At 53.9% G+C, this 14530-nt stretch carries 16 protein-coding genes and 2 tRNA genes; 7 read left to right on the top strand and 11 right to left on the bottom strand.

Going from position 1 to position 14530, the window contains the following annotated elements; genetic code table 11:
• Positions 1 to 50: 50 nt before the first annotated feature.
• The 10 genes from Q3Y58_RS11010 to Q3Y58_RS10965 all read right to left on the bottom strand — a co-directional run bounded on the left by Q3Y58_RS11010 (position 51) and on the right by Q3Y58_RS10965 (position 4761).
• On the bottom strand, positions 51 to 383 hold the full coding sequence (locus Q3Y58_RS11010; RefSeq protein ID WP_274218541.1) for a RebB family R body protein: 333 nt from the start codon (positions 381 to 383) through the stop codon (positions 51 to 53).
• A 118-nt stretch (positions 384 to 501) separates the two neighbouring features.
• Positions 502 to 822, bottom strand: a complete 321-nt coding sequence (locus tag Q3Y58_RS11005; RefSeq protein WP_274218540.1) for a RebB family R body protein — start codon at positions 820 to 822, stop codon at positions 502 to 504.
• A 106-nt stretch (positions 823 to 928) separates the two neighbouring features.
• Positions 929 to 1567, bottom strand: a complete 639-nt coding sequence (locus Q3Y58_RS11000; RefSeq protein WP_319622250.1) for a hypothetical protein — start codon at positions 1565 to 1567, stop codon at positions 929 to 931.
• Entirely contained in the window at positions 1506 to 1901 is a 396-nt protein-coding gene (locus Q3Y58_RS10995; protein WP_274218538.1) for a hypothetical protein, read from the bottom strand. The genes Q3Y58_RS11000 and Q3Y58_RS10995 overlap by 62 nt, the downstream gene beginning before the upstream one ends.
• A gap of 32 nt (positions 1902 to 1933) precedes the next feature.
• Positions 1934 to 2131, bottom strand: coding sequence for a hypothetical protein (locus Q3Y58_RS10990; protein WP_319622249.1), 198 nt, complete (start codon positions 2129 to 2131; stop codon positions 1934 to 1936).
• Positions 2132 to 2157: 26 nt separating this feature from the next.
• The gene (locus tag Q3Y58_RS10985) at positions 2158 to 3084 is read right to left on the bottom strand and encodes a hypothetical protein (protein WP_319622248.1); all 927 of its coding nucleotides are present in this window, start codon (positions 3082 to 3084) and stop codon (positions 2158 to 2160) included.
• A gap of 28 nt (positions 3085 to 3112) precedes the next feature.
• Complete coding sequence (locus Q3Y58_RS10980) at positions 3113 to 3340, bottom strand: RebB family R body protein (protein ID WP_274218535.1); 228 nt, start codon at positions 3338 to 3340, stop codon at positions 3113 to 3115.
• A gap of 86 nt (positions 3341 to 3426) precedes the next feature.
• Positions 3427 to 3942: an RNA polymerase sigma factor gene (locus tag Q3Y58_RS10975; protein ID WP_274218534.1), complete on the bottom strand. Its 516-nt coding sequence runs from the start codon at positions 3940 to 3942 to the stop codon at positions 3427 to 3429.
• A 606-nt stretch (positions 3943 to 4548) separates the two neighbouring features.
• A tRNA-Lys gene (locus Q3Y58_RS10970) sits at positions 4549 to 4624 on the bottom strand.
• 61 nt (positions 4625 to 4685) lie between these two features.
• Positions 4686 to 4761 (bottom strand) — tRNA-Lys (locus tag Q3Y58_RS10965).
• A gap of 561 nt (positions 4762 to 5322) precedes the next feature.
• Between Q3Y58_RS10965 and Q3Y58_RS10960 the strand changes: the two genes are divergently transcribed.
• The 5 genes from Q3Y58_RS10960 to Q3Y58_RS10940 all read left to right on the top strand — a co-directional run bounded on the left by Q3Y58_RS10960 (position 5323) and on the right by Q3Y58_RS10940 (position 10846).
• Entirely contained in the window at positions 5323 to 7092 is a 1770-nt protein-coding gene (locus Q3Y58_RS10960) for an acetolactate synthase 3 large subunit (protein ID WP_319622247.1), read from the top strand.
• A gap of 18 nt (positions 7093 to 7110) precedes the next feature.
• Positions 7111 to 7698, top strand: a complete 588-nt coding sequence (gene ilvN / locus Q3Y58_RS10955; RefSeq protein WP_274218532.1) for an acetolactate synthase small subunit — start codon at positions 7111 to 7113, stop codon at positions 7696 to 7698.
• Between the two features lie 85 nt (positions 7699 to 7783).
• A complete protein-coding gene (locus Q3Y58_RS10950; protein WP_319622246.1) occupies positions 7784 to 8536 on the top strand; it encodes a pyridoxine 5'-phosphate synthase in 753 nt (250 codons plus the stop codon).
• 250 nt (positions 8537 to 8786) lie between these two features.
• The gene (locus Q3Y58_RS10945; protein ID WP_319622245.1) at positions 8787 to 9200 is read left to right on the top strand and encodes a universal stress protein; all 414 of its coding nucleotides are present in this window, start codon (positions 8787 to 8789) and stop codon (positions 9198 to 9200) included.
• Between the two features lie 14 nt (positions 9201 to 9214).
• A complete protein-coding gene (locus Q3Y58_RS10940; RefSeq protein ID WP_319622244.1) occupies positions 9215 to 10846 on the top strand; it encodes a BCCT family transporter in 1632 nt (543 codons plus the stop codon).
• 59 nt (positions 10847 to 10905) lie between these two features.
• Here Q3Y58_RS10940 and Q3Y58_RS10935 read toward each other — a convergent pair whose 3' ends face one another.
• Positions 10906 to 12438: a triacylglycerol lipase gene (locus tag Q3Y58_RS10935; RefSeq protein WP_319622243.1), complete on the bottom strand. Its 1533-nt coding sequence runs from the start codon at positions 12436 to 12438 to the stop codon at positions 10906 to 10908.
• Between the two features lie 354 nt (positions 12439 to 12792).
• Here Q3Y58_RS10935 and Q3Y58_RS10930 point away from each other — a divergent pair, with 354 nt between their 5' ends.
• Together Q3Y58_RS10930 and ilvC are read left to right on the top strand one after the other, a co-directional pair.
• Positions 12793 to 13434 (top strand): TetR/AcrR family transcriptional regulator, encoded by a 642-nt coding sequence (locus Q3Y58_RS10930; protein WP_319622242.1) that lies wholly within the window; start codon positions 12793 to 12795, stop codon positions 13432 to 13434.
• Positions 13415 to 14497 (top strand): ketol-acid reductoisomerase, encoded by a 1083-nt coding sequence (gene ilvC / locus Q3Y58_RS10925; protein WP_337994500.1) that lies wholly within the window; start codon positions 13415 to 13417, stop codon positions 14495 to 14497. The genes Q3Y58_RS10930 and ilvC overlap by 20 nt, the downstream gene beginning before the upstream one ends.
• Positions 14498 to 14530: the final 33 nt, after the last annotated feature.

Below are 14530 nucleotides of genomic sequence, written 5' to 3'. Positions count from 1 at the left end.
AAAAGTGCTGCCGACAATGACAGCACTTTCCAAGTTCTCACGATGCAAGCTTATCGGCCAGTGTTGCCCAGTGCCTGCAGAACGGTCAGCATGGTTGTCAGATTGTCTGCGGTACCGCTTTGAGCCACTTTCTCGGTTGCGCCTGCACCCGCCATGGTATCCATGGAATAGATCTGCATAACACCCTGGTTGGTTGCAGCTTGAGAAAGGGTGTTCTGCTGCTGTGCAGCCGACACCGCGTTCTCAAACAGGATACCGGTTGAGTGTGCCATGCTCTGGAACAAGCTGCCCATGGCCATTGCAGGGGCTTCACCGACCACCTTGACGTTGGACTGTGTCACAGCGTCGGTGATCATCGGGTTCACGGTTGTTGGATCTGCCATTTCTTAGGTCTCCTCAGTGATAATCAAGGGTGGCACCCGGCAGTTACGGCATTGAAACACAACTAGAGACTGATTGCCGAGGCCAGATAGATGAGCTCTAAAGCCCGAATGTCAGGTATTAGGTAAAAGACTGCAGTACGGTCAGTAGCGTGGTCAGGTTGTCAGCTTCACCGCTCTGTGCCACCTTCTCAGTGGCACCGGCACCCGCCATGGTGTCCATTGAGTAGATCTGCATGACACCCTGGTTAGACGCGGCTTGAGACAGAGTGGTCTGCTGCTGTGCAGCCGACACCGCATTCTCAAACAAGATGCCGGTTGAGTGCGACATGGTCTGAAAGATACTGCCCATGGCCATTGCTGGCGCTTCTGCAATAACCTTCACGTTCGACTGTGTTACTGCATCTGTAACCATTGGGCTTACAGTAGTTGGATCTGCCATAAATCTGTCTCCTGTGAGAATTCAGTACAAATTGTGTACAGCTACTAAGACGCAATTTTCTTTTTCTTGTGAAACCAAATTCAGACCCTGAAAACACCTCTAATACTTAACGAGACCGAGAGCTTGAGACAATTTTACTGATCTCTGCCGCCAGAGGGGCGATCTGTTCCGAGACAGCCTGCTGCACCTCATTTCGGATAATCTGCCGCATCGCATCAGCCACCTGACTTGCAATCGCTGTTTGCGGGTGCTGGGTTGCCATCGTCTGGGTGGCTTGCGCAGTCGCAGCAGGTTGAGCTTGCGCTTGCTTTGTCTGAGGTGGCGGCGTAGAGGCTGAGCCGCTTTGCTCCTGCGGCGATGAGGCCGGCTGAGCACTTGGCTCCTGCGGCAATCCGTGAAGCATAGAGTTTACCTCGCCCTGCACGGTCGCATTCATCTGCTTCACCGCACTATCTACCTCTTGCATGACCGCCTGGGCGCTTGAACTGATGTGTTGGCTTGCCTGCTCAACATCCACCTGCTGCTGCTTCATCTCAGCGACGACCTGCTTCAGATTGGGAACTGACTGCTTGAGCGCCTGAAAATTCTGTAGCGCCTGTTCTACCTGCTTCTGGGCCGCAGCAACCCGATCCACGGGCGCTTCATTGGGTTGCGTTTGACTTGCCTGCTGGGCTGATGAGTTATCAGCTCCGGCCGCGCTCTCCCCTTGCCCGACCGCACTCGCGGGATCGTCCTGACCGCTCATAGACCCTCTCCTTTTCGATAAACTCTTCCACAATCTCTTCATGGACGTCGATCTCACCCTCTTCAGTGATCAACTCTTCATCCATGACGCGTTCATCCACTTCCACACGGACACTTGCTGTCTCCTCAAACGTGGAGCCGGCGAGAACCTCGGCACGGCAGAGCGCATTTCGGGCACTATTGAGATAGGCCAGGTATCCCGGCAGGGAGTTGTGCTGGATTTCACAGGGGCGCTCCTTGCCTTGCGCCTCCTCAAGAAGAACAATCCAGCGGCGCAGGTGCGTCAGCGTCACCTCGTCCAACTCCTCTCGGATGTAGTTGATGTCTCTCTCCATGGGCTTTCTCCAATTGAGTTGGCAGGACAGCGCTAGTTGCCTCTCTGCTTGCGCAGGTATTGCAGCATCACAAACAAGAGAAGCTGCTCCTTTTTTGAAAGCTTAACGCCCGCCTTGAGGGCCGTCATGAACGCATCTGAAAACAGCTTGTTCTCGGCAGCACTGCCTGAAGGTGGCGTTTGGCCTGGCGCACCTTGCGTTGCGTTTTCCTGACTTGTTTGGTCCGCCATGACTGTCCACTCCATCCAACCGGGCTTTAGCTACTCACCTTGGTATCCGTAATGATTGTCTTGGCTGCGGTGCCAGCAGTGGTGCTTGCATCGCCAAACGCAGTGATCGCGGCAGTCACCATGGCTTGCAGCTGAGTCAAAGCTTCAGCATCCACTGAAGCTTCTGCCGGGTTCTCGGCAATCTTGGCGGCAACAACGGCCTGGGCGGCTACGGCAATCTGCATGATGCCGTTCATGTAGCTTTCTGCATTCTGCGTTGCATGGCCTGCGGTCTGCGTCGCCATCACCTCAGCAGGAGCCGAAATCATCTCCGGCAGATAGTTTGCGTTCTCATAGTTTGTGAACTGAACGGCCTGAACGACCTGCTGGTTGAGCTTGGATGTGTCCGGCGCTGAAGTCGTCGTTAGCGCATTGCCTGGCATAGGGTCTTCCTTCGCATCTTTCGGTGATGAACCGTCGCCGTCACCTCCATTGCCTCCATCGCCTCCACCACCGCCTTGACCTCCAGCCTGCGCAGGTGAGCTCGAAGCTTCATCATCATTACTCTTCGGAGTAGTTTCGTCAGATGGCTCGTTGTCAGCGCCATTAACCTGCAAGCTCTCCGGTACTGCTGGATTAGACGCGAGCCTAGGAGATTTGTGACTGCCGCCACTGTTCAAGGCAGATGCACCATTTACGCCATTTGCGTTGGCACGACTTTCGGAACCCAAACGCACTGCCTCAGGTTTTTTCAAGAAACCATCCGGCAAGTAGATTCCGTTGGTCTTTGCGCGCTCTTCTATCTCGGTAATCAGATCTTCCGCACTGGGCTTTTCAGCACCAGCATCGCCAGCCCCGTTCTGCATGGAATGCCCACCTGCATCATTGTTCATCAACCCGGCAATGAGTTGCTTTCGCCTTTCCGCCGCGTTGAGGAAAGAGTTATGCCCCAGACTCCACTCTGCGCTCTGCATCCTTGCGCCCCACCCTCAGGTTGCTGTGTCAACCTTTGATGTCCATGATCAGCTGAACACCCTTGGAGATGACCGCCGCAGTTATCTGGTTCATTGCCTGCTGACTGTGCGTCGCGTTCTGTACAGACAAACCAGTGGCATGGCTAACCACCTGATAAAGACTTGCAATCGCTTGAGATGGCGACTCTGCTACGACCTTCACATTGGTCTGCGTCACCGCATCGGTTATTTGCGGGTTTACGGTTTCATCTGCCATCTGTTGTTCCTCGCTGTTGGAATTGTTAACCATTCAGTTGGACGCGGTCCTCACTGGCCTGTGAAGCCGCGCCCACGACTTCCGGTTTAATCCGCGACAATTACCCTCAACTTCTGCCGCAAAAACTGAACCCGTTTTCGAGCTAGAGCTTGTGAGATCTCCAAGACCTCTGAGATTTCGGGATACGACCGCTCCTCTACAAACTTCATCGAGAAAATCTCCCGATAGATTGGCGGCAGGTCTGTAAGAGCACCTTGCAAACGGGTAAGCTCTTCGCGCGTCACCAGCTCCTTTTCCTGGCCACGCGCCTCCCAATCTCCCTGAGCAACCCGGTCCTCATGAACATCCAACTCGGTATCGCGATGCTTGAACTCGTGGCGCTTCTTTCGATACTGGCTGATGAACTCGTTCTTCAGAGCGAACATGAAGAAGGCTTTCGGGTCACGAAGCTCTACTGGCCTGCCGCTGAAGTGGTTCGCAGCTTTTAAAATCGTTGCTGACAACAACTCTTCTGCGGCATCATGATCTCCGTTGGTCAACCTCAGGGCGCGACCTTTGAGAAGAGGCTTACAATCCACCCAACATGCCCACAAATAGTCCATTCCCCTGCCCTCTTCTGTCGGCAGAGACGACTTTTTGGAATATAAAGACATAAAAACACCCCATTCTGAAAGATATAAACTTAGACGAGGCATGTCTTAATTCGTGAAATCATGATTTATACTTCAGATTTCAAAATTTATACTTTAGCAAATTACAGAATTAACTGCGAAAGACTGCAGGTAAACACCCAATTCTGATAGGTTGTATAAAAAGACAATATACAACCTAAAGGCATTCTGCGAATGTTAGGAAGAAATTTCGGTTGCAGAGCAAGCAATTAGACCGGCAACGGCCAGATCCATAACTACGCAAAGACAATCTGAGGTTGCATTAATAAATGTGAACAACTTGGAGGTGATGGGCGAGCGGCACTACAACCAACTTGAGCGCCCCTTAACAATTAAAGGAGCTCAAAGGGCAAAATAATGAGTCTAAAAAACGCGAAATGCGCCCTGATGTGAACGCCTCCACACCAAATGCCAGCTCCGTCGCCCTGACACCAGTCATGGAGAGTATCCAGCTCAAAGGCCTTTACAGGACGATACGAGGTCAAAACACCAAATGCTCGACGCTGATCATGTTCTACATATTTTCGGGGAAGAAAGTGGTGGGTGCACGGGGATTCGAACCCAGGACCGGCTGATTAAGAGTCAGCTGCTCTACCAACTGAGCTATACACCCACTGTTCTCGGCAGTGTATCCGAAAGGGCTATCGACGCAAAACACTTCAGGGAAGAAGTGATGGTGGGTGCACGGGGATTCGAACCCAGGACCGGCTGATTAAGAGTCAGCTGCTCTACCAACTGAGCTATACACCCAACAGCGCCGAAGCGATGGCGGGTATATATCGGTGCTAATTTGAAAGCGCAACCCTTCTTTCATAAAAGTTTCAAACGTCTGTGGGGAACTGGCCTCAACACTATGATAACTAAGCATTTTCACGAGACGCAGCTGGCAGATATACCTCAAGCGAAACATATGACCATCGCCCAAGAACTCCTGAGCAACCCTAGGCTTTGAGCCATGTTTAGCTGGCCTCAAATAACACTGACGAAATCTCAGAAAACATAGCCCCACCCTTGGCGCAATTTTCGATAAAAAAGCTTGACGTTTTTTAGAACCACACAGTAGTGTTCACCTACGCATTGTAACGGGTGACGCCCGACCACTACCAGATTGAGGAGATAGGCTCCGGCCTTCAATAAAAATGAAGCTCGCATCTATTCTTCTTATCGTGGTGGGAAAGCGCGTCGCCGGAGTGAGTTAGGTCACTCGGAACGGTTAGACGCGCGCAGGAGCCTTAAGGGCTCCTTTTTTATTGGCTAAATCAAGACCCAGTCGGGAACACCCCAAAGAGGGCGCAGACAAGGACGAAGGCAATGGAACGGGAGATGACTGGCGCGGAGATGGTTCTCCAAGCCTTGCGGGATCAGGAAGTTAAGCACGTTTTCGGTTATCCGGGCGGCGCAGTGCTTCCGATCTACGACGAACTCATTCAACAAGACGACATTGCACATATCCTTGTACGGCATGAGCAGGGCGCCGGACATGCAGCAGAAGGATATGCGCGAAGCACTGGCAAACCAGGCGTCGCGCTGGTGACCTCGGGGCCTGGCGCCACCAACATGGTCACCGCCCTCACCGATGCAATGCTCGATTCCATCCCCCTTGTCTGCATCACCGGTCAGGTTCCAACCAATCTGGTTGGCTCCGACGCCTTTCAAGAATGCGACACCGTCGGCATCACCCGCCCCTGTACCAAACACAACTGGCTGGTAAAGAAGATCGAGGATCTGCCTCGCATCATTCATGAAGCCTTTTATGTCGCCACAACCGGTCGTCCTGGCCCGGTTGTGGTTGACATTCCAAAGGATGTTCAGTTTGCCACCGGCACATACGAAGGCCCCAAGTCCACCCACGTTCAGCACAAGAGCTACAATCCACCAACAAAAGGCGACATGACCGCAATCCGAGCGGCAGTCGAGTTGCTGGCTACAGCCCAGCGCCCTGTCCTTTATACGGGCGGCGGCGTCATCAACTCTGGCCCGGCAGCAAGCCAGCTGCTGCGCGAGTTTGTTGATTTGACCTGTTTTCCTGTAACCTCCACCTTGATGGGGTTGGGTGCCTATCCCGCCTCAGGCCCCGAGTGGCTTGGCATGCTGGGCATGCACGGCACCTACGAAGCCAACATGGCCATGCACGGCTGTGACGTCATGATCTGCATCGGTGCCCGCTTTGATGACCGTATCACCGGGCGCCTTGATGCGTTTTCACCGAACTCCAAGAAAGTCCATATCGACGTTGATCCGTCTTCCATCAACAAAATCGTTCACGTTGATATTCCCATTGTCGGTGATGTGGCACACGTTCTGGAAGACATGGTGCGCATCTGGCGCTCATCCAGCTTCACCCCGCGCAGCGAGGTAAAGATCTGGAAGCAACAGATCGACAAGTGGCGCGCGCGCAAATCGCTGGCCTATCGCCCAAGCGAAGAGGTGATCATGCCGCAATACGCCTTGCAGCGCCTGAACGAGGCCATCAAGGGCAAGGACGTATACATCTCAACGGAAGTGGGTCAGCACCAGATGTGGGCGGCTCAGTTCATCGACTTTGAGGAGCCAAACCGCTGGCTTACCTCAGGCGGCTTTGGAACCATGGGCTACGGCCTCCCTGCTGCCATTGGTGCCCAGGTAGCGCACCCGAACGCGACCTGTATCAACGTTGCTGGCGACGCCTCCATCCTGATGAACATTCAAGAAATGTCGACAGCAGTTCAGCATGGTTTGTCGCCAAAGACCTTTATCCTGAACAACAGCTACATGGGCATGGTGCGCCAGTGGCAGCAGCTGCTCCACGGCAACCGTCTTTCACACTCCTACACCGACAGCCTGCCAGACTTCGTCAAGCTGGCAGAGGCGTACGGCGGCAAGGGCTTCCGCGTCACCAAACCGGATGAACTTGATGATGCCATTGCAGAAATGATTGCAACGCCAGGCCCTGTCTTGTTTGATTGCTGCGTCGCTCAACTGGCAAACTGCTTCCCGATGATACCATCAGGCAAAGCACACAACGAGATGCTGCTTCCTGATGAAGCAACGGATGAAGCGGTCGCCAATGCCATCGGCAAAGAAGGAAAGGCCCTCGTGTGAGGGATGGGGGAGAGAACCATGAACGCACAAAATCCAGACGCCCTATCGGCCTACTTCCTAGCTGAAGTCAGCGACACACAAGAAACCCATACTCTGTCCGTTATCGTGGACAACGAACCGGGCGTACTCGCCCGTGTCATTGGCCTGTTTTCCGGTCGCGGCTACAATATCGACTCGCTCAGCGTGTCAGAAACCGAGCACGAACGTCACCTGTCTCGCGTTACCATCGTGACAACAGGTACACCGCAGATCATCGAGCAAATACGCCATCAGCTTGACCGGCTTGTTCCCGTTCACCGTGTGCGAGACCTGACAGTTGCAGCACGTCGCTTCAAACAGGACAAGCCGCTGGAACGAGAACTCGCGCTCGTGAAAGTGACTGGCTCTGGTGAAAAGCGGCTGGAGGCCCTGCGCCTTAGTGAAGCCTTCAAGGCGACGGTGATTGATGCCACTACCGAGCACTTCGTTTTTGAGATCACAGGCCGGAGCAGCAAGATCGAACAATTCATCGACATCATGCGACCACTTGGCCTAGTAGAAGTTTCCCGGACTGGCGTTGCAGCCCTAAATAGAGGACCAGAAGGACTATCTAGTCAGGCCTATTAGAATTAGGATCCTGCACCGGAAAACAGATTCGGCGACCGCGGTCCGTCTCGGTCGCCTTTTTTGTCTAAAAACAACAGGTAATCCAATGAGCACTCCGAGCCGCCTTTCCGTAAATGTCAATGCTGTGGCGGTGCTGCGCAACCGCCGCGATGTTCCATGGCCAAGCGTAACAGACATGGCAAGGATTGCGCTGACTTCCGGCGCAAAGGGCATCACCGTTCATCCACGCCCGGACGAACGTCACATCCGTAAGACAGACGTTGAAAACATCACTCAGTTGATCCGCACCAGTTTTCCCAGTGCAGAGCTGTGCCTGGAAGGCTATCCATCCGCTGAGTTCCTGGATCTGGTCGAAAAGAACCGCCCCGCGCAGGTTCTTTATGTTCCTGATGACCCTACCCAGACCACCTCAGACCATGGCTGGGATTTTGAGGCAAACGCTGAGCTGTTGAAGGACGTGATCTCCAAGGCCAAGAGCTGGGGCGTTCGCACCTCTTTGTTTGTGGACCCCGATCCATCCCAACCGGCTCTTGCCAAGGAAGTCGGCACCGAGCGCATTGAAATTTACACGGGCCCTTATGGTGCCTGTTACGGCGACAAGGTGGCGGCAGAAGCTGAACTCGACAAGGTGATTGCAACGGCAGAAGCAGCCCGCGATCTGGGCCTTGATGTCAACGCTGGCCATGACCTTACCGTTGACAACATCCCTGCCCTCATTGCCCGCGCGCCCTACATCACCGAGATGTCTATTGGCCATGGCTTTGTTGCAGATTCCCTGATCTACGGCTTCAAAGAGAGCGTCAACCGCTTCCGGCGCGCCCTGAAGGAAATTGATTGATTATAACAAATCATCACAAAGCAAGATTGCAGTAAGAGCCGAGGCCCAGCCTCGGCTTTTTCATTTTCTGACGCAGAGATAACTTTATAGATTCATTGATGTAATGGCCTCCAACTGCAAATTATTTTATAATAATATACTCGGAACGGATCACATTCCCTAGATACGTGCTATAATTTCAGACAGTGACAGACTACTCCTTTAAGTACTGCGCTTGTTTTTTGAAATAAATTGGATCTCGGGAGGTATCATGTTCAAAAAAATTATGGTTCCTGTTGACCTTGCACATCAAGAAATTCTTGACAAAGCACTCGATGTTTCAGGAAAGCTGGCAAAGACCTACAACGCGAAGGTGCTCTACGTTGGTGTGACAGAAGCCACACCCACAGCTGTGGCCCACAACCCCGCAGAGTTTCAGCACAAACTGGAGGCGTTCGCCGCCAAGCAAGCGGACCTGCATGGGATCGAAACAGAGCCAAGAACTTTCGCAAGCCACGACCCCGCGACAGACCTCAACGAAACATTGGTGGAGGCCTCAGTGAAGTTGGGCGCTGACCTGATTGTCATCGCATCCCATGTCCCAACCTTCGCAGACCGGTTTTGGGCATCCCATGGCGGCACCGTCGCATCCAGAGCCAACATCTCGGTCATGGTCATCAGATAATACGGAGGCAAGCTATGTCAGAACAACCCGAAGAGCTGGCAATTCCGGAACCGGAAGGTGCCGCAGACATCATCGATACGGAATACGAGGTTGGCCAGGACAACATTACCGCACAGGTCGGCCCTCTGGGCTTGGATGTTCACAACCCTGTCTTCCTGATCTCTGGCATGACCATTGCAACCTTTGTTGTGATCACACTGACGCTCAGAACAAGCGTAGAGCCCCTTTTCAATGACCTGCGAACTTACCTGACCTCCACATTTGATTGGTTCTTTCTGAGCGCCGCCAACGTATTCGTCATTTTATGTTTTGCCTTGGTCATCACGCCTCTCGGCAATGTCCGTATCGGAGGGAAAGAGGCAACCCCTGACTACGGCTACACCGGTTGGTTTGCCATGCTGTTTGCAGCCGGCATGGGTATTGGGTTGATGTTCTTTGGTGTATCAGAGCCCATATCGCACTACGCGTCCTCCATCGGTGGCACCGTTGTTGAAGGTGGTGTGCGAACAGATTGGGCCCCTCTGGGCGCTGCAGTCACAAACGAGGAAGCGATCCGCCTTGGAATGGCGGCCACCATTTTTCACTGGGGCCTTCATCCTTGGGCGATCTACGCGATCGTTGCTTTGTCTTTGGCAATTTTCAGCTTCAACAAGGGGCTTCCGCTAACCATGCGGTCCATTTTCTACCCACTACTGGGAGAACGCGTTTGGGGTTGGCCGGGGCATATTATTGATATCCTTGCGGTTTTCGCCACTTTGTTCGGACTTGCAACCTCGTTGGGCTTTGGCGCAGAGCAAGCCAACGCGGGACTGGAGTTCCTGTTTGGCATTCCGGTAACAGACACCTCGAAGATCACCTTGATCGTTGCGATCACAGCAGTTGCTTTGATCTCGGTCCTGGCCGGCCTTGATGGCGGCGTAAAGCGCCTTTCCGAGATGAACATGTTGCTTGCAGCGTTGCTCATGTTCTTCGTCATCTTCGTCGGGCCGACACTGGTACTTGCGACAGGGTTCTTCAAGAACTTGGCCGCATACATCGAGTATCTACCGAGCCTTTCCAACCCCTTTGGCCGAGAGGATGACAATTTCCGCCAAGGCTGGACTGCGTTCTACTGGGCTTGGTGGATTAGCTGGTCACCTTTCGTCGGCATGTTCATTGCGCGCGTCAGCCGGGGGCGCACGGTTCGAGAGTTTGTGGTCTGCGTGCTCCTCATCCCATCCACGGTCTGCGTGCTATGGATGACAGCATTTGGCGGCACAGCCCTTTCTCAGATCCTGAATGACGGCTATCTCGCAGTTAAGGACGCACCACTGGAACTCAAGCTGTTCACCATGCTTGCTGAGCTGCCGCTGGTTCAGATCACATCTTTCATCGGCATCGTGCTGGTGATCGTGTTCTTCGTGACCTCTTCGGACTCAGGCTCGCTGGTCATCGACACCATTACAGCAGGCGGCAAGGTGAACGCCCCCGTCTCCCAGCGGGTATTCTGGTGCATATTTGAAGGTTTGGTAGCCATTACGCTGCTGTTGGGTGGGGGCCTTGGGGCGCTTCAAGCCATGGCCGTCTCAACGGGCTTCCCCTTCGCCATCCTGCTCTTGTTGGCCTGCTTTGCCCTGTTGAAGGGCCTCATGAACGAGCCGAAGTAGAACCGGTGCACACCTGCGGCGCATCCGCGCCGCAGGTTCCGTTGAGAAGGCTTGAGCTATTATGCAAACAGGAAGTTGCCATCGCTGAACTGCGACGCCATCAGCAAGGTTCCAGATACCTTGATTTCCTCGGCCCCATATCGAACGGTGACCGCATCCCAAAGAGAACCCTGGATAAGCTCCACCTCGGATAGAGAAGTGATCCCTGCATCGCTGAGATCAATGACGTCCTCAGACGCATTGAAGAACTCAATCACATCCGTTGCACCATCCTTTGCGAAAACGAAGGTATCGGCGCCATTGCCGCCGATCAGCACATCCGTGCCCGCGCCATCAAACAGAACGTCATTGCCGTTCCCGCCTTCCAGCCGGTCGTTCCCATCGCCGCCCAGTAAGCGGTCATTACCGCCCTCACCTTTCAGGAAGTCGTCACCCGAAAAACCTTCCAGAGTGTCGTCCGATCTGTTTCCTCTAAGAAGATCATCTGTCGCCGACCCGAGAATGTAGGCGCTATCGCCATAGTGCCCCGTGGTGTCCAATGGAATACTGATGTCCTCAACCCACGTGTCGCCTTTCCGCCGCTCCGAGAGGCCAGAGATGATCACCAGGCTGTCGCGATCCATCTCTCCGCTGAACTGAGAAGCCTGCAAAGCCTCCACGACCGTCTCGTAGGCGAACGGCAGATGCGCCGACCACGTGGTGAGGTTCAAGATGTTTCCGCCATCCCAATACAGCGGCGTGTCGTAGAGATCGTTGAACAGCACAATGTTGCTGGTGTCATATTCGTAGTCCGTATCATTGCCAGTGATATCGACACCCCTCTCAGAAATCACGGAGGGGACAGGATCGTTTTCTATATCAATACTGAAAATCTCCGCGCCGCTATCAAGCACCGAACTGCCATCTTCCGGCGCATAGTGGGAGGCAAAGCCGAGATAATTGGCTCCAACAAAGAAACCGTCTAGAAACCCGTCGCTCTGCTCCGCCATGTTGGTGACAGCACCGCCGCCAAGCGAATGTCCTGTCACAACGAGGTCCTCAGCCTCCAGACCATTGGCTTCCATAAAGCTCTTCAGCGAGGCAAGCAGGCCACCAAAAGCCTCTTCGACATAATGCGGCTCACTCTTGAGGAACTCGAGGTAATCGATCACATCCCCAATCGTATCCGTCACAATATTGTCGATGGTCCCCGTTGTCCCGCGAAACGCCAGGCCAACCTGAATGACATTGCCTGCGTCATCGTACTTGGCCAGAACGTCCGCCTGCGCATTCTTGAACTTGAACGTCTCTCCCTGAAACGTGCCATTCCGGTCAATCGTCGCACCATCAAAGCCAAGCGCCTCAGGGGTCAGAACCGTCCACCCCTTGCTCTCGATCTTGTCTCGTGCTGCTTGCTCGCTCTCTCCTGTCAGGAGACCAGCATCTTCGCCTTCCAAGAACAGCGCCTTCCACGCAGTCGCCAGCGAGAACCCGGTTTGCTGATAGGCAACACCCAGAGCATCCGAGAGTCCATGATAGCTATAGCTCATGAGATCCAATGCATCTCCAACCAGTGCCGTCGCGTCCTGGCCCTTGTATTCAAATATTGACATAGTCCCTCCAAAATGTTGGCGAAAAGACCATGAATTGCTCAACACACATACGGCAATAGAACCAAAATCCAACTTACCCGAGATTTACTAGTGCATTGAAATTAATACCAATTTCCCATCAAATCAGCACGCTAACCGATTTGAGAAAATTTCAAACACTGCTGGAGCTGCCACTGATCCGGCCACCATGATGAACCTCCTCATGAAGTTTCCGCTTGACCACCAACGGGTGCGGGTATATACCAAGAACCGTACCGTACGGTACTGATTTTGAGCAAAGCGATTTGGCTGGTCCATGTCTCGGTGCTTCAAGGTCAACACCCCCGTGAACCAACACAGTCTGGACCTGAAATTTTGAGTGATCAGGATACAAATCTGACCCCAGAGGCGTTTACCGATCGCCAAAAGGCCGTGCTGGATTGTGCTTTGCAGCTGCTTGTAGAAGGTGGTGAGAAGGCCCTGACAACCGCCGCCATTGCCCGCGCTGCAGGTTGTTCGAAGGAGAGCCTTTACAAGTGGTTCGGTGATCGGGACGGATTGCTCACAGCCATTGTGGCGCGCCAAGCCAGCAAAGTGCGCGCCCCGGAGGCTCTTAACGGCCCGTTTTCGCGGGAAACACTCATTCGCGAGCTCTATCAGTTCGCAGAAAACTTGCTTCAGGTGATTTCGAGCGACGTCTCATTGGCGCTCAATCGTCTGGCCATTGGGCAAGCCAGCCGCGGAGATGCCACGCTTGGCCAACTACTGCTCAAGAGAGGACGGGGACGCATCGGCGCCCAGACCACCCTCCTCCTTAAAGAAGCCATGGCGCAAGGGTACCTGAAACAGAGTGATGCTGGCAGTGCCTACGATGTGCTCTACGGCCTTGTGCTGAAGGATTTACATGTTCGTCTGCTTCTGGGCGACCAGCTCAAGAAAGCAGAACAAGACTACGCCGCAGCCGGAAAACAGGCTGTAGACGACTTCATGAAGCTCTATGCAGCTTCAACCGAATAAACGGCAGGCCAGAAACGGCCTTGCCAACCAGAAGGGGAAAACCATGCGCGTCTATTACGATCGTGATGCAGACATCAACCTGCTCAAAGCCAAAAAAGTTGCCATCATTGGCTACGGTTCTCAGGGCCGTGCTCACGCCATGAACCTCAAGGACAGCGGCGTACAGGGCATCGTGATCGCTCTGCGCGAAGGCTCTACCACGCGCCTGAAGGCTGAAGCAGATGGCTTCACCTGCAAGACCGTTGCAGAGGCCGCAAAAGAAGCCGACTTGATGATGATGGCGACCCCAGATGAGCTGCAGGCCGACATCTACAAGGAAGAAATTGCGGGCAACATCCGCGATGGCGCAGCGATTGCCTTCGCCCACGGCCTGAATGTTCACTTCGGTCTGATCGAGCCAAAGTCCTCCGTTGACGTTCTGATGGTTGCACCAAAGGGTCCAGGCCACACGGTACGCGGCGAATACGTCAAGGGCGGCGGTGTGCCGTGCCTCATCGCTGTTCATCAGGACGCGACTGGCAACGCCAAGGATCTCGGTCTGGCCTACGCCTCAGGCGTTGGTGGCGGCCGCTCAGGCATCATCGAAACCACCTTCCGTGAAGAGTGTGAAACCGACCTGTTCGGTGAGCAGGCAGTTCTGTGCGGTGGTCTGGTCGAGCTGATCCGTGCGGGCTTTGAGACCCTTACCGAAGCAGGTTACGCGCCAGAAATGGCCTATTTCGAGTGTCTGCATGAAGTGAAGCTGATCGTTGACCTGATCTACGAAGGCGGCATCGCCAACATGAACTACTCCATCTCCAACACTGCAGAATGGGGTGAGTATCAGACCGGTCCACGCATCATCACGTCAGAAACCAAGGCTGAGATGAAGCGCGTTCTTGAAGAAATCCAGAACGGCACCTTCACCTCTCAGTGGATTCAGGAATACAAGGCAGGCGCTGCCAAGTTCAAGGCAACCCGCCGCCTGAACGACGAGCACCCAATTGAAGAAGTTGGCGCCAAGCTCCGCGAAATGATGCCTTGGATCTCTGCTGGCAAGCTGGTGGACAAAGCCAAGAACTAATCTTTGCAACAAACTCTCAGTTTCAGAAACAGC

Source organism: Nesiotobacter zosterae (assembly GCF_033843645.1).
Lineage (GTDB): Bacteria > Pseudomonadota > Alphaproteobacteria > Rhizobiales > Stappiaceae > Pseudovibrio > Pseudovibrio zosterae.
Note: the sequence above shows the minus strand (reverse complement) of the source record. Positions and strands in the feature narration are given on the sequence as shown.